The following is a 17911-nucleotide window of genomic DNA, read 5'->3' on the forward strand; positions in this document are numbered from 1 at the left end:
TTTTTGTGAATTTGCCGCTTTTTCACTATCTACATTCGAAGAAAGGCGTTGTATCTGGTGTAACGAGCCGGCCAGCCCGAAATGAAAAGGAGAATTGAAGATAGAGAAATCGCTGAAGACGAAGAAAATGCTATGGCTAGTATTTCCATTACTCGCATTAACACTGGTCCTGGGCGCCTGCGCGACGCCAAACGCCGATGCCGCAACAAACCCTCCGACAACTACTGGCGATACCGAAAATAACAGCTATATGCCGCCGCTAGACAACCCCTCAAAGACGATCAGAGTCGAGTATCTGTATGACGAACTTGCGGTCCAAAAACACATCACCTACGATGTAGTTATCGAAAAGAGTGGTTCACTGATCGTGACTTTTGGTTCCAATCCGAGCACCGGATATGCCTGGCAGAAAGCCGTTACAAGCAATAGCAACATCTCATCTGAATATACTTGCCAGTTCGTAGCGCCGCCGAGCGGGATGGTGGGAGCGGCGGGGAAACAAGTCTGGACGTTCAAGACACTTCAACCCGGCAATACGACGATCAATTTCAGCTATAGCCAGTCGTGGCAGGGCGGCGTTCAGAATGAATGGACGCTGGCGCTCAACGTAACGGTCAAATAAGATAACCTCGGGATTGAAGGGGGGAGGGATGAGTGTGTCCTTCCCCCTTCTTCATTGTCATAAACCACTAGTTGACGCCCCGGGATATGGGTGTTATTCTTGATGAATTAAGGTTCGTTATTCCACTAGGAGGGACGTGAGGGAAAGATGAAAATCGCTATCGCCTCCGATGACGGCTTGAACCTAAGTCAGCATTTCGGCCGGGCGACGTATTACATCGTTTATACAATAGAAAACGACAAGGTCGTCTCGAAAGAGGTGCGGGAAAAAGTAGGGCATCATTCGTTTATCGAGAGCCCCGATGCCAAGTCCTGCCACGACCACGGCCAGCACGGCGAACACGGCATGGACACCGAGTCACAGAACAAGCATAAGTCTATGCTGAGTGCTGCCGAGGATTGCGAGTATATTGTCGCAGGGCACATGGGGGGCGGCGCTTTCCATTCGATGATGGAGAAGGGGATCGAACCGCTGCTCACCAACATCAAGGACCCTGACGAAGTCATCCAAGCGATCCTCGAAGACCGTTTCCAGAACGAAATGGATAGACTGCACTAGGATAGGGGAGAGCAAATGCCGATCTACGATTACAAGTGCCGCGCTTGCGGCTGCGTTTCAGAATTGCTAGTAAGTTATACCGGAAAGTGCGCCGATTTCAGCTGCACCGCCTGCGGCAGCTCAGACCTGGAAAAGCAGCAATCGATTCCTGTGGTGCTGAGCCGCTGCAATCCGGGCGGGAAAACCTGCTGCGGCGCGGACGACCGAAGTGAGGCAGGATGCGGTAGTGGTGGCGGCGGCTGCTGCGGTGGCCACCACTAGGCTGCAGGTTTCTCTCTCCTCTTAAGGAAGTCCTTGGCGACTTTGCGCGCCTTGGGACTTGGGGCATTCACATAAAAGCGGGCGAAATCAAGCACAGCCTGCTTGTCTTCGATTTCATCGTAAACCTTATCTAAAGATTCGAGGGCGGCGGAGGCGATGAGCGCCTTACGACCGGGGGTATGGTGGGTCCTGTCAATGCTGGTCAGCAATTTCACGATGTCATCCCTGAGATCAGGCTTGGCCTTGAACACCGTAGCGGCGTTCAAGGCCACGTGCATCGGGGCGATGAGGGTGTTGTCATCCAGCAACGAAAAGTATTTGTTGAAAATATCCTCGAACCAATCTTCTGTGTCCACTGCAGCCAGCCCGGCAAGCAGATAGATGCCGATGTATTTGGCATCGACGCCGGGGCTATCGAGGAAAACGGCGAAACGGTCCCAATACCGGGGGTACAGGCGGCCGGGATTGGTTTTGATCAACAGATGAAGCGACTGGAAGCTCCGCCGTTTGGAATCGAGGTCTTTTGAGGATAATCCGGCAACCAAAGCAGCTAAAGCCTCATCATCGGCCGCCGCTTTCTTGGCCAGCGCTGCGATCTCGGCTTCGGTAGGTTTCATCCGGTATGACCCAAAGCTTTTTCCAACCGTTTAACCGCCTCGACGATATCCGCGGCGTTGACCATGCGGTGGGTTACAGCTCGTACCCGCTGCGGTCCGACACTGATCATTTTCACTCCGACAGCCGCTGCCTTTTTGATGAAATCGGCAGCCGGCAGGTTTTCCGGGGTGCCGATCATGACAATGTTGGTCTCGGGCTTTTCAACGTTTAATCCCGGGATCTTCGTTAAGCCCTCAGCTAGAGTTTTGGCGTTGGTATGATCATCCTCCAGGCGGTCGACACAATGTTCCAAACAAACAATGCCCGCCGCGGCGATGACTCCTGCCTGGCGCATTCCGCCGCCGACCATTTTCCGGAATTTCCGCGCCCTGGCGATGAATTCAGCGCTGCCGCAAAGGACCGATCCGATTGGCGCCGACAAGCCCTTGGACAAACAAAAATTAACCGAATCGACCGGCTCGCATATTTCGACTGGTGCGACACCCAGGGCAACAGCAGCGTTGAACAACCGCGCCCCGTCGAGGTGGACGGCGAGGCCGTGGCGGTGGGCGGCTTCACCCGCCTCGGTGGTGTATTCGACATCAAGGACCGCGCCACCGCAGTAATTGTGAGTGTTTTCCAGACACAGGAGTTTCGAAGGCGGCCAGTGCAGATTGCCGATGCCTCTTACCGCGGCCTCGATGCGGTCGATGTCGATGGTGCCGTCAGAATTGTTGGGCACGGTGCGCAAGGAAACCCCTCCGATGGCTGCGGCACCACCGGCTTCGTTCAGGAAGATGTGGGCCCTGTCCCCAAGGATGATCTCGTCGCCGTGGCGGGTGTGGCTCAAGACGGCGATGAGGTTACTCATGGTGCCGCTTGGGGTGAACACAGCGGCTTCCTTGCCGGTGATCTCAGCAGCTAATGCTTCAAGCCGGTTGACGGTGGGGTCTTCCCCGAAAACATCGTCGCCGACCTCGGCGCGGTACATGGCATCGCGCATTTCCTGCGTGGGGTGGGTTATAGTGTCACTCCGTAGATCGATAATTTGCATCATTGTCCTCATCTATAAATCGACGATGATTGTACACCGCGGCATGGAAGCTGTCATATCAGAAAATGATTTTCCGAGCACAACCACCCTAGCATCTGGCTTCTCTGATAGCTTATAATGAAGTATGTTTAACGGACAACGGGTCGCCGCTATTATCGCCGCTGCAGGCCGAAGCGAGCGAATGCAGGGCGTGGACAAGATCTTCACGTTACTGGGCAACCGGCCGGTCCTGACCCGAACGGTCTATCCGTTCGAATGCCATCCCTTGATAGATCGAATCGTCGTGGTCATCAACCCCGACCGGGTTGCCGCCGCGGAAAAACTGGCCTCTTACGAAAAATGGCGAAAGGTTACCGATATCGTCCCTGGCGGCGAACGGCGACAGGACTCGGTGATGAAGGCGCTGGACCGGCTGGAGAACGACGTTGAATGGGTGATCATCCACGACGGAGCACGCCCGCTAGTGCGCATGGCCCAGATCGGCGATGGTCTCGACGCAGCCGGGGAAACCGGCGCCGCCGTTTGTGCGGTTCCAGTGACCGATACTATCAAGCAGGCATCGGCATCAGGTATTGTCGAATCCACCCTGGTCCGCGAGAAGCTCTTTGCCGTTCAAACTCCCCAGGTTTTCCGCTATGAAATTATCCGCAGGGCTTATGAATCTTCAGCCGAAACAGCTGTAACTGACGATGCTTCGCTGGTGGAGAATCTCGGTATTCCGGTTAAGGTGTTTCATGGTTCATATGGTAATATCAAAATAACAACTCCGGAAAGCCTAGCCACCGCCGAAATGCTATGGCGGAGAAGCGGAGACTAGCATGAAGATCAAAACCGGAATCGGTTACGACGTGCACCGCCTGGCTCCAAACCAAAAGCTGGTGCTGGGGGGCGTTGAAATCCCGTGGAGCCACGGCCTCATCGGCTGGAGCGATGCCGACGTGCTGATCCACGCCGTAATGGATGCACTGCTCGGTGCAGCAGGGTTAGGCGACATCGGCGTCCATTTTCCGCCGGGCGATCCTCAATACAAGGGCATCTCCAGCTTGAAACTTCTCGCAAAAGTCAACGGAATGCTGAATGCGGGAGGCTGGAAGGTCGGCAACGTCGATGCAGTCATCGTCGCCGAACAACCGAAACTGCGGCCAAACGTCGCCGCCATGTGCCAGAATATTGCCAGTGCGTTGGGTCTCGATCCGAGTTCGATCAACGTGAAGGCGAGCACTTCCGAGGAATTGGGATTCGTCGGACGTGAAGAAGGCATGGTTGCCTGGGCAACGGCGCTGATCGAAAGGTAGCGCTCGCGGCAACGCCGGGAGCCGTGATATACTCGCCGATATGAAGATTTCGAACACCCTCACCGGCCGTAAAGGGGATTTTACCCCCCTGGGCGACCCGATCAAGATGTACGTCTGCGGCATCACGCCGCAATCATCAGCCCATATCGGCCATGCCATGAGCTATATCAATTTCGATGTCATCCGACGCTACCTGATTTATCGCGGCTACGACGTCCGGTATGTCCAGAACTTCACCGATGTCGATGACAAGATCATCGCCAAGGCGGCACCTCTTGGGATCACACCGTTAACTCTGGCCGACCGGAATATCGCCGAATTCCTGGCCGATATGGCAGCCATAAATATTATGCCAGCCACTGCCTACCCGAGGGTGACGCAGGAGATCCCGTCTATCATCGCATTGGTCGAAGGGCTGGTCGACAAAGGTTACGGTTACGAGGTCAAAGGCTCCGTTTATTTCCGTGTGAACAAGTTAAGCGACTACGGCAGATTGTCTCATCGTACCCTGGACCAGATGCAGGCCGGCGCCCGAATCGAGATAGGGGAGGACAAAGAACATCCGATGGACTTTGTCCTGTGGAAGGCTGCCAAGCCGGGCGAGCCCTCCTGGGATTCGCCGTGGGGGAAGGGGCGCCCCGGGTGGCACATCGAGTGCTCGGCGATGAATTTGAAGTACCTGGGGGAGCAGATCGACATTCACGGCGGCGGCGCCGACCTCATTTTCCCGCACCACGAAAACGAGATCGCTCAGACTGAGAGTTTTACTGGCAAGAAGCCCTTTGTCGGTTACTGGATGCACAACGGGCTGCTGCAACTCGGCGGCGAAAAGATGAGTAAATCAATCGGCAACCTGATCACCATCAAGGAATTCCTTTCCAAGAATTCCGCGGACGCCCTGCGTATCTTTGTTCTGGGTTCCAACTACCGCAGCCCTCTGACGTTCTCGATGGAAGTCATCGAAGGGGCGGAAAAAGGGGCGCAACGGCTGGCACAGGCCATTCAAGCCCCCGGAGGAACCAATCAGAGTGAATTCGACGCCGGAGCTCATCGCGACCGTTTCGCCGATGCTATGGATGATGATTTCAATACCCCGAAAGCGCTGGCGACTCTGTTTGACCTGGCCCGAGACCTCAACCGCATCGACGCCGATAAAGGTGATACTTCCGGCGCCAGGAGTCTGCTGCGCGAACTCGCCAACGTTCTCGGCTTGCGACTCGAAACGGCAAAAACAATGGTCGATGACGGCAAGATTGCCGCGAGCGTTGCTGAAATCTTCAAAGAGTTCGGTAAACCTTCAACTGGGTGGGATGGGGATGCGGATAAGGCGATGACAGACGCCATCACTCTTCGAACGGAACTGCGCAAGGCTAAGGATTTTACCAAGGCTGACATACTCCGCAAAAAGCTGGAAGGCATCGGTGTCAACCTTAAAGATACTCCCGCGGGTACCGTTTGGGAGTACAGGCCTAGAACTTAAACTCATTGGAGTTGATATACAACGTTTATTGAGGTATTATTTCGGTAATTGGCGAATTACCGAATATGACCGAAAGCGTATTTAAAGCCCTAGCCGACCCAAACCGGCGCCGAATATTGAAATTGCTCGCGGAACGGCCGATGACCGCCGGCGAGATTGCGGAAAAATTCAACCTTGCCAAATCAACCCTCTCCGGCCATTTCACCATGCTCAAAGCCGCCGAGTTGATCCAGGAAGAACGACGGGGCGCGACAATCGTCTATTCCTTGAACCTTTCCGTCGTCGAGGAAACGCTGGCGGCGGTGATGGACCTGTTTAAAGTAAATAAAGACAAACCAATTAACTGGAATGAGATTGAATCATGAAAATCACATGGCGTTCCGAAGCACTTAATCTATTGTTGATCGCAGCGATGTTCATCGCCTCGGCGATTGTCTATCCAACGGCGCCTGAGACCGTTCCGATCCATTGGGGAATTAACGGTGAACCGAACGGGTATGGCGGTAGGTTCGAAGGTTTGTTTTTGCTGCCATTGATGACATTGGGAATTTACCTGCTCTTGTTATTTTTACCAAAGATCGATCCCAAACGGGCTAACTATGAAAAATTCGGCGGAGTGTACCGCATAATCAGGATCCTCATTGTTGTCTTCATGGCGGGACTCCACGGCGTTATCATCGCTTCGATCAAGGGCGTTTCGATCGATATCGGCATGGCGGTAATGGTGATGGTCGGCCTGATGTTTGTCGTCCTGGGGAACTATTTCGGCAAGATTAAGCAAACGTGGTTTGTGGGTATCCGTACGCCGTGGACATTGAGCAGCGAACTTTCGTGGAGGAAGACTCACCAGCTCGGCGGCAAGATATTCGTTGTTTTCGGCCTGTTTTTGGCCCTGACCGGGATCATCCAGCAAAACTGGTTGTTTTTCTCGGTTTTCGGTCTATTTATGGCGTCGATCATCTACCTGATCTTCTATTCCTACCAGGTTTGGAAGTCCGACCCCAACAAGACAAATGGTACTCCGCACTGATCTCCTGTTTGAACTTGATAATCCGTCCAGTTGGGAAAAACAGAAAGAGGCTCTCCGAGAGAGCCTCTTTTCACAAGTTAACTGAAGCAGCCTAGTACTGTTTTTTCCTGGAAGCTTTTCTCTTTCGGTAGCACGAATAGCAAATGACCTTGAGCTGGAGCGGGGCTTCACGGTCGTAAACATATTGGCATTCAGCATCCAGACCAATGCCACAGGTATCGCCGTGTTCATGCACGGGATCGGTACATTCGCATTTGCCGCCTGATCGTTCGAGGACCTGTTTAGTCAATTTCGGATCCAAAAGACCCACTTTGAATCAACCCTCCGTGTAAGTTTGTTAATTTTTATACCAGAGGATTTACCACCTGTCAACCCTCGACGCGGTTGTTTTCAGGTCCAGGGAAACAGGAATATCTACTTCCTGGTCCAGATGGGAGACATTGCTCTCAGCCGGGCAACTATCCCCGGCAGGACCTCAAGCACCCGCTCGATATCTTCTCCGGTGGTCCAACGACCCAGAGACAGGCGCAGAGAGCCGAACGCCTGATGCTGGGGCAGGCCGAGAGCAAGTAGCACGTGGGAGGGCGCTGTGCTCGTTGAAGAACAGGCCGAGCCGGGCGAAGCCGAGATACCGGCCAGGTCCAGGTTGAGGCAAACGCTCTCACCTTCGACATAATCGAAAGAAAAGTTAGCATTGTTCGGCAGGCGTTGGGTGGGGTGGCCGTTAAGACGGGTTTCAGGCACCGTTGCCAGCAGGCCGGCGATGAGTCGATCGCGTAACTTCGAAAGTCGTTCGACCTCGGAGGTTATGGAAGCCGCTGCCAATTCAGCGGCTTTGCCCAGTCCGACGATGCCAGGAACATTTTCGGTGCCTGAACGTTTGCCTCGCTCCTGGCCGCCACCCCACAGAATCGGCGAGATTCGGGTGCCTTTTCGAACGTAAAGGGCGCCTATACCTTTGGGGCCGTATAGCTTGTGGGCTGAAATGCTGAGAAGGTCCACCCCGAGTGCCTGAACGTCGACGGGAACGCGGCCGACCGCTTGAACTGCATCGGTGTGGAGATAAACGCCCTTTTCACGGGTGATCCTGGAAATTTCCGGGAGGCGCTGAACCGTTCCGATTTCGTTGTTGGCAAGAATGACGGAAACGACAGATGTGTCGGGGCGGATAGCCCTGGCCACCTCGAGCGGATCCAGAAGGCCCTGTGAATCGACAGGGAGAATGGTGACAGAAGTACCTTTCTTTTCCAGGGAATAACAGGTCTCAAGTACGGCATGATGCTCGATGGCGGTTGTAACGATATGGCTGCCTCCGCATCCGTTGGCATTCAGGATGCCGGATAACGCCATGTTGTCGGCTTCAGTGCCGCCGCTGAGAAAAAGAATCTCGTCAGGGCGGGCGTTAATCAGCCTGGCGAGCGAGACCCGGGCGGTCTCGACAGCCTGCCGAGCCTGCTGTCCTTCGGCGTAAATGGCGGAAGGGTTGCCGGGAAAATCGTGGAAGTACGGCAGCATGGCATCAAGGACTTCCGGGGCTACCGGCGTGGTGGCGGCGTAGTCTAGATAACTGCGTTTCATAGTTAAGAATTATATCAGAACCGCCGATTGGTTCTTGTAAAGGGGAAAATCGTACCCGCGGATTAAAGTTCTTCGAACGAGTTCAGGAATATCTCAGGAACGGTTTCGGCGTTTTCATTGACCCATCGCTGAAGGCACTCAAGAGAGCAGAATCCGTAGCGTTTGATGTCTTCCGGCCCCAATAAATGGGAAACAATATACCAGCCCTGTAGGGCCAGGCATGGCAATTCTGATGAATCGACTCCCTGGTTCCGGCCGCAGCCGTAGCAATGGCAGGTTTTATCAGTCAACTTGGGTTAAATGACCTCTTCCGGCACTTCCGGCTGGCCGCTTTGCCGCCAGCGTTCGACCATGTCCTTCAGCGTGATCGCATCAAGAATATTATCGGTGGCTTTTTTAATCTCAGCCCAAATGTCTCGGGTTACGCAGTGTTCGCCCTTCCAGCAGACCCTGGGATCATCTACACATTCGGAAGGAGCCGTCGAGCCTTCGGTGGCTTTTACAACTTCGGACAGCCGGATTTCCGCGGGTTCCTTGGCCAACACGAAGCCGCCGTTGGCGCCGCGCACACTGCGTACCAGCCCGGCGATGCGGAGGGGGATAAAAAGTTGGGCTAGATATTGTTCCGAAATCCGCCGCCGCATGGCAACATCCCGGATCAAAATGGGCCCTTCTCCGTAGTGAATCGCCAGATCGAACATAGCTTCCATGGAGTGACGGCCGCGGGCTGAGAGTTTCAATTGAGCCTCCCTGGCGTAAACCGAGGTAACCGGATAATGATTCAGAACTTGGTGGCGTATTCATATTAGCCGCTACATTTTTCCTTGTCAAACGCAGCCGCTTTCTGTGGGGATTCAAAGTCATCGTGTATAATGTGTTGCTAATCACATGGACGATAACGAAAACTTGGCATCCCGGCTGGCTGAAAAGCTTCCAGCTGAGATTTTAGCCCTTTTGAGGGTTGCCTCGGCGGAAGCGGCGGCAAGAGCCTGGAGAATTTACCTCGTCGGGGGTACGGTACGGGATATCGTTCTCGACCGGACGGGTTTTGACCTGGACCTCTCGGTCGAGGGTGATGCCATTGGATTGGCGAACGCGATCGCAGCTTCTCCCAACGACGTCACCGTTCATCACCGCTTCAATACCGCTCGGGTAAAATGGGGCGGCCATCACATCGATCTGGCACGCAGCAGAGAAGAAACCTACACCAGGCCGGGAGCGCTGCCGACAGTGAGGCCGGGGCATATCGAAAAGGACCTTTTCCGCCGTGATTTTACGATTAACGCGATGGCGGTTTCCCTGAATCTCAACGATTGGGGGCGGCTGATCGATGAACTCGGCGGGCGCAAAGACATCAGGCAGGGATTGATCCGGGTGATTCATCCCAAGAGCTTTGTCGACGACGCCACGCGCATTTGGCGGGCGGTGCGTTACGAACAGCGTCTGGGTTTTTGCATCGAGCCGGAAACCTTGAAGTTGATCGATCGCGACCGGCAAATGCTCCGCACAATCACCGCAGACCGACTTCGCTACGAACTGGATTGTATTCTCAGAGAAGCTTTCCCCGAAAAAGTCTTCAGGCGTGCAGACGACCTCGGATTATTAGCGACCTGGCATCCGTCACTGAAGGGTGACACCTGGCTTTCCGAAGCTTGCGCCAAGGCGCGATCGCCTACCGAAACACCACACCCCGACATTTACCTGGCGCTGCTTGCCTGGCGCTTAACCGCATCGCAAAAGGAAGAATTCATTGCTTCACTGCGTTTTACCAAGGCACAGACCAGGGTCCTAAGGGATAGCGAGACTATTTCCCGTAACGCCGAGAAACTGGCTTCGCCTCAGGCAAAACCTAGCTCTGTGTTTGCTGCTCTCCATGGTTTGTCCGGCGACGCCCTGACTGCCGCAAAATGCGCCATGGGATCCGATACCGCTAGGCTCAATATCGATCGTTTTGAGAATGAATGGAGACGTATTTCATCCATTCTAACCGGCGAAGATCTGAAAAGGTTGGGCGTCAGCCAGGGGCCTGACCTCAAGTGGGTGCTCGAAAAGCTGCGCGATTTGCGGCTCGATGGGGTTATTTCCAGCAGGGGGCAAGAAGAGACTTTCGTCCTTGATTGGTTGAATTGTAAGCCTTAGATCCGGTTACACAACTTATTCGACATGGCCAACGGTATGCGCCAGATAGCACTTCAGGTTGTTTTTTTTCAGGTTGTCAAAAATTCGCTCGGCTTCACCTTTATCGCGGTGAAGGCTGAACAAAACCGGGCCGGCGCCGGATAACCGGACGCGGTATGCGCCTGCTTCCAGAAACCGCCAGCGGTACTCTTCGATCTCCGGCCAGATTTCTGAGGCTGGCCTTTCGAACGCATTGGAAAGAAGCGACGGCGGTATTTCCCAACCCTCCATCAGAGCGCGGACGAATTTCTCCGTTTTATCCCCTCCGGTAAAATCGGTTTTCTTGAGGGTCTTGTAAAGGCGGGCTGTCTTGCCGGTTTCCGGCTTAACGGGCGGCAAGAGCAGGACCACCCAAGCCGAAGGAAAGGCGTTCAGGGGGATCACCATCTCGCCGCGGCTTTCGATGAGGGCGGTACCACCAAGAAAGAAAAACGGCACATCGGAACCGAGGATGGCGCCGATCTCCATAAGATCAGGGTCCGAAAGACCCAAATTCCATAACCTATTGAAGCCTTTAAGGGCGGTTGCTCCATCCGATGAATCTCCTCCGAGGCCGGACATCAGAGGAATGCGCTTGGTCACAAAAACCCTGGCGCCGTCTTTACACCCAGTGCGCTCCCGAAGCAACATCGCAGCTTTCGAAATCAGGCTTTTAGAATCCTCCCAGCCGGGCAAATCGGCGGTGATGTCAAGACTTTTGGCTGGGCTAAACTCCAATTCGTCGGTCAAATCGATGGTCTGGACGATGCTTTTAATGTCATGGTAGCCGTCGGGGCGCTTGCCGAGCACCTCGAGGGCCAGGTTGATCTTGGCGGGGGCGATGAGTTTAAACAACGCGTTCCTTGTACGATTGAAGTAGTTTTAACCAGTTGTCAATAGTGAGAGTCTCGGCGCGGCGCTTGGGATCGATGTCGGCTTTTAAGAGCAACTCGGAGCCCCTGGCCTTGTCGAGGTCGAGGCCGCTGGAAATTGCATTGACCAGTTGCTTGCGTCGGGTCGAGAAACCTGCTCTGGCTAGCTTGAAGAAGACTGCCTCGTCATCCATCTGAAGCCGGCGCTTGGGCAGGACATCGATCTTCAATATGGCGGAAGAAACCTTGGGCGGGGGGTAAAAAGCGCCGGCCGAGACGTGGCTCACGATCCTGGGTACCGCGTAGAATTGAATGGCAATGGACAGCAGGCTCATCTCCGGAGGTTTGGCGACGACCTGCCGGGCGACTTCTCTTTGAACCATAACCACGAGACTCTGCGGCTGATGAGGCGATTCGAGGAAATGCCTCAGGACTGGAGAGGTGATGTAATAGGGCAAGTTGGCGACGACCTTATAGCCCGCCCCATTGACCAGGTCCTCGACTTTGGTTTCGAGGATATCACGCTCGACGATCTCGACATTGGACAGGCCCGACATCGTTTCACGGAGCAAGGAAGCCATGCCCCGGTCGAGCTCTACGGCGATGACTTTGCCGGCACGCTCAGCGAGGGCGCGGGTGAGCACCCCCAGGCCGGGGCCGACCTCGACGATGGTATCGGATCGGGAGATATCTGCGGCAGAGACGATCTTGTCCAGTATGCTCCGGTCGATTAAGAAGTTTTGACCAAGGCCCTTCCTGGCGGAAAGATTGTACCTTTCCAACAGGGCGCGGGCCTCGGACATGAGGGATGTCGGCGAGGTCATGGCTTAACGGCCGATCTCCAACCGATCGATCAGACTCTGCGGCAGGCCCGCCCGGGTCATCTTGGCTTGAGTCGCCTCGAGGTTGTAGGGGATACGCCGGAGATGCATCGTTTGAGTATCGACATCGTAGAGGGCATAAGCGGCGCGGAAGTCTCCGTTTCTCGGCTGGCCGACACTGCCGGGGTTGACGATGAACCGCCCTTCGGCGATGGGTCTCGGTTCGCAGGGCCGGAATGGCATGAACCGCACGTTGCCGTCCTGTTCCCGTTTGTACACCGCCGGGACGTGGGTGTGGCCGACGCAGGCGTGGGGAGTTTCCAGTAAGCCGAAGTTATGTTCCGCCTGCTGCACCGTCATCAGGTACTCATCGGCTGGGTGTTCGGGGGTGCCGTGGACCAGGGTGAAGCCGTGACGATGCATCGAGATGGGCAGAGAGGCAAGGTAATCGCGGTCACATTTTCGGAGCTGGCTCATAGTCCACGTCAAAGCGGCGGCGGCTTCGGGGTTGAAGTAATCGGTGGGAAAGAGACCGATGCTGGCGAGGTCATGGTTGCCGGCCACAGCCACCATCGGCAGATCGAGCAGGAGGTCAAGACAGCCACAGGGGTCGGGTCCGTAATTGACCAAATCGCCGAGAAGCCAGAACTCTTCGGCGCCGCCATTCCTATCGATATCGTCGAGGACGACTTTGAGAGCCTCCAGGTTGGCGTGGATGTCGGCGAGCAGAGCGTATTTCATGCTGGCCAAATATTACCATAGTTGGGAGTTCACAGTTATTAGTTTGATGCTCTGTGTTTTGTGTAAAAACGACTGAAACGACTCGTTGATGTTTGGCGTGAAAACGAATGAAACGAATCCTGCCCTCAGCGCACGTTCGCCTCGAGAATCGCAAGAGACGATTGTTTGTACAGGTGTTCTGATAATCACGGGTGATATTATAGCACCGACGTTCTTGTGGCTGTCAAGCGTTTCGTGTCGTTTTTGGGGGAATATTTTTTCGAAAGCTGTCAGCAACCAGACTGCGAGATCAGACCTCACATTATTCGATCGGTGTACTGTTCGGGGATGCTTGCCACGGACTACCAACTGGCAGTCCTCGCAAAGACAGAATGGGGGATAAAGCAATGGGGCAGAACTGAGATTCTTCGCTACGCACAGAAAGACAAACCAAGAAAGACTCTATATTCTTCCGGGATGATTACTATCCCGATTTCATCGAGGACGGGCAGCCTGGATCACTTTGCGGGCTCGCGAGACAGGTTGGGAGCAAAGTCAGAACCGAGATTCTTCGTTGCACTCAGAATGACAGATGGGAAAAAAGAGAGGGAGCCCCGTCGGGGCTCCCTCTCTTTTAACAACTTAGCGGATCTATTTGATGTGGATACCGCCGCGGGGGTCAACCTGGAAGTTGTAGTCGGCGTAACTTGCTACGCCTATCTCGGCTTTATAGGTGACTAAAACTAGCAATTGGGTATAGTTGTCAAACATCTGCCTAATGCTGTCCCAGTCAGATACAAATCCTCCATCGAGAATATTCAGAACCTTGTATTCAGTGACGCCCTTACGAATTCGCTCACCAAGCAAAGAAACCGAATAATCGTTTGATATACCGAGAACCTGGTTGAGGCTCATGAAACCGGACGTAGAGGAACCATCCGAGATGAGAGTGTCATCAACGTATATATTATCGATGAACCACCCCTCAAGAGCAGTAGCCCAGTCGGTCATATACCTGAATCCTACGAGAATATCCTGACCTGCATAGACGCTCAGATCAAAACTCATGTTTATGGTTCCATCTGAAGTACCGGTAAGTCCGGGGAGGTTGGCTATGATATTTGGGTGGGCACTAGGATCATGGTCCGAAATGGTGTAGGAATTAACTAGGCTAGTCCATGTTTGTCCATCGTCGGTCGAAACCTGGACGAAGCCGAAATCCCAAAACTCTTCGATATCATATTCGGTATCAAAAGTCAGGATCCCACCACCTTGGGTTTCAAAAATCGCCCAATTATCGAGAAGATCCCCAGTGCCTCCCCAAAGCTTGCCATCCACCGATGTCCAGGTAATGGGATTGAAAGCGAAACCATTGAACTTAAGGTTAGCAATTTGTTCATAACCCCATACCAGGAGGTAATCAGTTCCCCATGGAGGCGCGCCAGGGCTTGCGAAGGCTTCAGGATTGGGCTTACCAGCGTGGCCGACATTTACCTGGAAGTCAGGGAAGAGATCGAAAGATCCTTTTTGGTACAAGGCTAAACGAAATTGCTGGTAGAATTCATCAAAGGTGTTATCAACAGCCTGTCCTTGGAAGGCTGCGTTGACGCCGGCAATACCGTTGGCCTGTTCGTGGAACAAGGCCTGTGTGAATTCAGTTCCATATTCTTGATTCAACAGGATCTGGAAGAGCGCCGCCTGACCATAATCGGTGAGGATTTCATCATCACCCTGGTCACCCCAGACAACCAGTGAGTTTTCGGGATTGGCGGCAGCGGCATCAAGGTGTCCTTGCAACGAAGGCGTGTAACCGCAGACGATCTCGGCGTATTCCGCCATACCTTCATTGATAAAGGTATCTTCATCTGAGTCGTAGTCATCGTGGAGCAGATGCTGCCACTCATGAGCAAAGACTCCTTCATAAAGATACGGGCGCCATTTTGATTGATCCGGATTTGGATGAGGATTAGGCCCCATACGATTGGCCCAATCATAAGCGTCTATGCTAATGATGTTGCGGTCAAAATAGGTCTCGAACGATGGTGAATAAAAGCCTGCGATGTATATTGGGTAAGTCGAGTCGTAGTAGTTTTCATCCCGGATATTACTGACCAGGACGATATTTCTTCCGGTGGAGTCAAAATAGTAATCTTCGGGTAGACCCAACAGTGATGGTAAGTATGCGTTGCTTCCGTCATGAGCATCGGCGGTACCGAAATATGCGCTCTCTTTTGGCAGGATATTATTATCAAATTGGCCGAGGATGTATGAAATCTGGTCCTGAGTGAGCTCCGGTTTGGCCCTCGAATCTCCCGCCGGCCAGGCAAGGTTTGCTTGTACCCAAACCTGAGTCTTTGAAGAATCGGCAACTAAATCGAAATATGTGGCTTGATATTGACCAGTATAATCGTTGAGAATCAAGAAAATTTTTGTATCCAATACTGTAAGTGCGGAAGCCGTGGCGGAACCTCCACCACTTTGTTGATCATCTTTAACGATCCGATCTGCGGTGGGTTCCCATTGCCTGATCTTAGGCCCAACGTCTGTCGCCTCATAAGTGATCTTGGCGGCAGAAACCGGAATAGACGCGGGAAGCATGAACACCAGGGCGCCGAGGACCAATAGGATACTGACTGGTAACGACATTCTGCGCTTGAACACTAGAACCTCCTCCTTTTTAGTCTATTTAAACGCAAAAACCGACCTGGATCAGGCCGGTTTCACTGTTAGCTCGCTGCCGCCCAAGTGACCATCTACAAGCGGCAGTTCAAAGCTCCTGAAATTACAATTGTAAGCCCCGGAACCAGTCGTTTCAAGATATCCAATCATCATCATAACTCACCAATAGTCACTATTTATGAGGAATGATATCGTTGGGGTATCCGGATTAAAAAAATGAGACGGGCTCCGCGATAACCGCGGAGCCCGTCGTAGGCTATTTCTTTTCCAGGGTCTGGTCGTCGAGGGCGGCACCGGGGGCGTTGGTCTTGACCGATTCGATGCCATTCATCGCGGAGGCCTTGCTCTTGTAACCTTCCGATGTGGCGATGATCTGGCCGTTGGAGGCCATCAGTTTGAACCGGAACTCTCCTGCCTTGTCCTTGTAGAGCTGGAACTTACCTGCCATGGTTTCTCCTTCCGTTTTTCTAGCTAGGTATCCTAGCGTAGCTCTGAAGTACAGTTAGGGCAGCGGGTAGCCTTGATCGGGATGGATGTCGTGCAGTAGGGGCAGTCCTTGGTGGTGGGTGCAGCCGGCGTGGCGGCGGCAGCCTTTTTGGCGGCCTCGCGGGCGGCGATCATATTGAGGGGCTTGACTACCACGAAGAAGATGGCGGCAGCGACGATCAAAAAGCTGATGATGACATTAATAAAAACACCGAAGTTCATAGTGACAGCCCCCGCGGCCTGAGCGGCAGCCAGCGAATCGTACGGTCCAGCGGTGGCGCCCTCTTTGAGGATGGCGTACATGTTGGTGAAGTCGACGCCACCGAGGAGCATACCAATAGGCGGCATCAGGATGTCCTTAACGAAGGAGTTGATTACGGCGCCGAAGGCTGCGCCGATGACAATACCGACGGCCAGATCGACGACATTGCCGCGCATGATAAAGGTCTTGAATTCTTTGAGCATATGCCTCCTTTTGCGTTTATTTTTGTACCTATATTACGACCGGCATGAGCCTAAATCAAGAGGGTTTACGATTATTTTTTTTCACAAATGCCGCCCATGTCCGCAGCTTGAAAAAATCCGGATAAAGCAGGACTACAGCCAGGGCGGCAACGAGCAGGACCAGGTCAACGGCTAGGGCGCCTGCAGGAGTCAGGTAGCCGAAAATCCTCTCCCAAAAGCCGAAACAGTCGCCGCAGTGGGCAAACTTGCCGATGCCCTGGGCGATAGCCCAGACGTTGTTAGCGATAAAACCCAAGGCCAGGACGACCGTCCCCAGAGCGGCCAGGCGAGGCAAGAAGCCTGCCAGGAGCATCGTTCCGAGGATTATCTCTACCCAGGGCACGACGCGGCTGAAAAAGGTCGCCAGCTGTGGAGTATAGAAGGTGCCCATCATTGCCTCGGCGAATTCGGACTGGCCAGGCAGTTTACCGGTACCGGCGAACAACAGGGTAGCACCGACGAAGACGGCGCAAATGATGACGACGATGCCTCTCAGCTTCATAGTTATTTATTGAGTTCAGAATCGATCGCCGAGGTAAAAACATCCAAGGCCTGGACGCCGACGATGCGCGTATCGTTGACGAAAATGGTGGGTAGGTTGTCGATGTTGAGCTGACCGGCGGCTATTGTGTTGTCGGTGACGGCCTGGCGATACTTGCCGCTCTCCAGGCTAGAGTTGAAGGTCCCGGTGTTCAGCCCCAGAGAGACCGCCGCAGCCTCGAGCGCGGACAGGGTGTACGCATCAGCTCCGATGTTGTTCCAGGCGGTCAAAATGCTATCGCGGTATTGAGAGTATTTACCCTGATCGCTAGCGCAAAGCATCGCCTGAGTGGCCAATGAAGAAGCTGGGCCTATGCTGGAGGTATATTTGGTTTCGATGGATACCTGCGGATTACTTCCGTATTTTGTATTTAATTGCGGTTCGATCTCGGTGTAGAGCCGGTAGCAGGCATGGCACTGAGGATCGCTGTATATGACGATTTTGACTTTAACCCCAGGGCTCGGAGATGATGGCGGGGTAGTTGTTTCGGAGTGAGAACAACCAACAGCACCGAGCGTAATAATCAAAAATATAGCGAATACTACCCTGGAAAGTCCTGTCAAAACATCCCTCTCCGAACATGCGAGTTAGCACAATGATAGTCTCAAATAAACGCGGTTTCAAACGAGTTTGACCGAATATCGAAGAGGGAGGCT

General features: G+C 53.7%; 23 protein-coding genes and 1 riboswitch. Of the genes, 9 read left to right on the top strand and 14 right to left on the bottom strand.

Features of this window, described 5'->3' with window-relative positions; all coding sequences use genetic code 11:
• Nucleotides 1-127 precede the first annotated feature (127 nt).
• The 3 genes from HX448_RS00640 (at nucleotide 128) to HX448_RS00650 (ending at nucleotide 1441) form a co-directional block, all read left to right on the top strand.
• The gene (locus HX448_RS00640) at nucleotides 128-622 is read left to right on the top strand and encodes a protease inhibitor I42 family protein (protein ID WP_162485908.1); all 495 of its coding nucleotides are present in this window, start codon (nucleotides 128-130) and stop codon (nucleotides 620-622) included.
• Nucleotides 623-769: 147 nt separating this feature from the next.
• Nucleotides 770-1180, top strand: coding sequence for a NifB/NifX family molybdenum-iron cluster-binding protein (locus HX448_RS00645; protein ID WP_102331188.1), 411 nt, complete (start codon nucleotides 770-772; stop codon nucleotides 1178-1180).
• A 15-nt stretch (nucleotides 1181-1195) separates the two neighbouring features.
• Nucleotides 1196-1441, top strand: coding sequence for an FmdB family zinc ribbon protein (locus HX448_RS00650; protein ID WP_102331189.1), 246 nt, complete (start codon nucleotides 1196-1198; stop codon nucleotides 1439-1441).
• Here the strand turns inward: HX448_RS00650 and HX448_RS00655 are convergent.
• Together HX448_RS00655 and ltaE are read right to left on the bottom strand one after the other, a co-directional pair.
• Complete coding sequence (locus tag HX448_RS00655) at nucleotides 1438-2058, bottom strand: hypothetical protein (protein WP_102331190.1); 621 nt, start codon at nucleotides 2056-2058, stop codon at nucleotides 1438-1440. The genes HX448_RS00650 and HX448_RS00655 overlap by 4 nt on opposite strands.
• Nucleotides 2055-3092: a low-specificity L-threonine aldolase gene (gene ltaE, locus HX448_RS00660; RefSeq protein WP_102331191.1), complete on the bottom strand. Its 1038-nt coding sequence runs from the start codon at nucleotides 3090-3092 to the stop codon at nucleotides 2055-2057. Before ltaE ends, HX448_RS00655 begins: the two co-directional genes overlap by 4 nt.
• 124 nt (nucleotides 3093-3216) lie before the next feature.
• On the opposite strand from ltaE, the gene ispD reads away from it, so the two are divergent.
• The 5 genes from ispD to HX448_RS00685 all read left to right on the top strand — a co-directional run bounded on the left by ispD (nucleotide 3217) and on the right by HX448_RS00685 (nucleotide 6897).
• Nucleotides 3217-3909, top strand: coding sequence for a 2-C-methyl-D-erythritol 4-phosphate cytidylyltransferase (gene ispD, locus HX448_RS00665; RefSeq protein ID WP_102331192.1), 693 nt, complete (start codon nucleotides 3217-3219; stop codon nucleotides 3907-3909).
• Nucleotides 3910-3916: 7 nt separating this feature from the next.
• Nucleotides 3917-4387 (top strand): 2-C-methyl-D-erythritol 2,4-cyclodiphosphate synthase, encoded by a 471-nt coding sequence (gene ispF / locus HX448_RS00670; RefSeq protein ID WP_102331329.1) that lies wholly within the window; start codon nucleotides 3917-3919, stop codon nucleotides 4385-4387.
• 40 nt (nucleotides 4388-4427) lie between these two features.
• On the top strand, nucleotides 4428-5867 hold the full coding sequence (gene cysS, locus HX448_RS00675) for a cysteine--tRNA ligase (RefSeq protein WP_102331193.1): 1440 nt from the start codon (nucleotides 4428-4430) through the stop codon (nucleotides 5865-5867).
• A 65-nt stretch (nucleotides 5868-5932) separates the two neighbouring features.
• The gene (locus HX448_RS00680; RefSeq protein WP_102331194.1) at nucleotides 5933-6232 is read left to right on the top strand and encodes an autorepressor SdpR family transcription factor; all 300 of its coding nucleotides are present in this window, start codon (nucleotides 5933-5935) and stop codon (nucleotides 6230-6232) included.
• Nucleotides 6229-6897, top strand: a complete 669-nt coding sequence (locus HX448_RS00685) for an SdpI family protein (RefSeq protein WP_102331195.1) — start codon at nucleotides 6229-6231, stop codon at nucleotides 6895-6897. Before HX448_RS00680 ends, HX448_RS00685 begins: the two co-directional genes overlap by 4 nt.
• A gap of 91 nt (nucleotides 6898-6988) precedes the next feature.
• On the opposite strand, the gene HX448_RS00690 is transcribed toward HX448_RS00685, so the two are convergent.
• The 4 genes from HX448_RS00690 to HX448_RS00705 form a co-directional block, all read right to left on the bottom strand.
• On the bottom strand, nucleotides 6989-7186 hold the full coding sequence (locus HX448_RS00690) for a hypothetical protein (RefSeq protein ID WP_162485909.1): 198 nt from the start codon (nucleotides 7184-7186) through the stop codon (nucleotides 6989-6991).
• Between the two features lie 125 nt (nucleotides 7187-7311).
• On the bottom strand, nucleotides 7312-8475 hold the full coding sequence (gene nifS, locus HX448_RS00695; RefSeq protein ID WP_102331197.1) for a cysteine desulfurase NifS: 1164 nt from the start codon (nucleotides 8473-8475) through the stop codon (nucleotides 7312-7314).
• Nucleotides 8476-8537: 62 nt separating this feature from the next.
• Nucleotides 8538-8765 (bottom strand): hypothetical protein, encoded by a 228-nt coding sequence (locus HX448_RS00700; RefSeq protein ID WP_102331198.1) that lies wholly within the window; start codon nucleotides 8763-8765, stop codon nucleotides 8538-8540.
• 6 nt (nucleotides 8766-8771) lie between these two features.
• Entirely contained in the window at nucleotides 8772-9215 is a 444-nt protein-coding gene (locus HX448_RS00705; protein WP_102331199.1) for an RrF2 family transcriptional regulator, read from the bottom strand.
• Between the two features lie 148 nt (nucleotides 9216-9363).
• Between HX448_RS00705 and HX448_RS00710 the strand changes: the two genes are divergently transcribed.
• Nucleotides 9364-10614, top strand: coding sequence for a CCA tRNA nucleotidyltransferase (locus HX448_RS00710; RefSeq protein WP_102331200.1), 1251 nt, complete (start codon nucleotides 9364-9366; stop codon nucleotides 10612-10614).
• Nucleotides 10615-10629: 15 nt separating this feature from the next.
• On the opposite strand, the gene ispE is transcribed toward HX448_RS00710, so the two are convergent.
• From ispE to HX448_RS00750, 8 genes are all read right to left on the bottom strand, one after another.
• Nucleotides 10630-11487, bottom strand: coding sequence for a 4-(cytidine 5'-diphospho)-2-C-methyl-D-erythritol kinase (gene ispE, locus HX448_RS00715; protein WP_102331201.1), 858 nt, complete (start codon nucleotides 11485-11487; stop codon nucleotides 10630-10632).
• Complete coding sequence (gene rsmA / locus HX448_RS00720) at nucleotides 11480-12328, bottom strand: 16S rRNA (adenine(1518)-N(6)/adenine(1519)-N(6))-dimethyltransferase RsmA (RefSeq protein ID WP_102331202.1); 849 nt, start codon at nucleotides 12326-12328, stop codon at nucleotides 11480-11482. Before rsmA ends, ispE begins: the two co-directional genes overlap by 8 nt.
• Before the next feature lie 3 nt (nucleotides 12329-12331).
• Complete coding sequence (locus HX448_RS00725; protein ID WP_102331330.1) at nucleotides 12332-13066, bottom strand: metallophosphoesterase family protein; 735 nt, start codon at nucleotides 13064-13066, stop codon at nucleotides 12332-12334.
• Between the two features lie 630 nt (nucleotides 13067-13696).
• Nucleotides 13697-15706 carry a M6 family metallopeptidase gene (locus tag HX448_RS00730; RefSeq protein ID WP_162485910.1) on the bottom strand — a complete coding sequence of 670 codons (2010 nt, stop codon included), beginning with the start codon at nucleotides 15704-15706 and terminating at the stop codon, nucleotides 13697-13699.
• Between the two features lie 42 nt (nucleotides 15707-15748).
• A riboswitch (cyclic di-GMP riboswitch) is annotated at nucleotides 15749-15831 on the bottom strand.
• 149 nt (nucleotides 15832-15980) lie between these two features.
• Nucleotides 15981-16172: a YegP family protein gene (locus HX448_RS00735; protein WP_102331204.1), complete on the bottom strand. Its 192-nt coding sequence runs from the start codon at nucleotides 16170-16172 to the stop codon at nucleotides 15981-15983.
• A 32-nt stretch (nucleotides 16173-16204) separates the two neighbouring features.
• Nucleotides 16205-16675, bottom strand: a complete 471-nt coding sequence (gene mscL / locus HX448_RS00740; RefSeq protein ID WP_102331205.1) for a large conductance mechanosensitive channel protein MscL — start codon at nucleotides 16673-16675, stop codon at nucleotides 16205-16207.
• Between the two features lie 55 nt (nucleotides 16676-16730).
• Nucleotides 16731-17216 carry a DoxX family protein gene (locus tag HX448_RS00745; protein ID WP_102331206.1) on the bottom strand — a complete coding sequence of 162 codons (486 nt, stop codon included), beginning with the start codon at nucleotides 17214-17216 and terminating at the stop codon, nucleotides 16731-16733.
• A gap of 2 nt (nucleotides 17217-17218) precedes the next feature.
• Nucleotides 17219-17818, bottom strand: a complete 600-nt coding sequence (locus HX448_RS00750; protein WP_102331207.1) for a DsbA family protein — start codon at nucleotides 17816-17818, stop codon at nucleotides 17219-17221.
• Nucleotides 17819-17911 lie beyond the last annotated feature (93 nt).

Origin of the sequence: Dehalogenimonas etheniformans (genome assembly GCF_014672715.2) — a bacterium.
In the GTDB taxonomy this organism is placed as follows: Bacteria; Chloroflexota; Dehalococcoidia; order Dehalococcoidales; family Dehalococcoidaceae; genus Dehalogenimonas; species Dehalogenimonas etheniformans.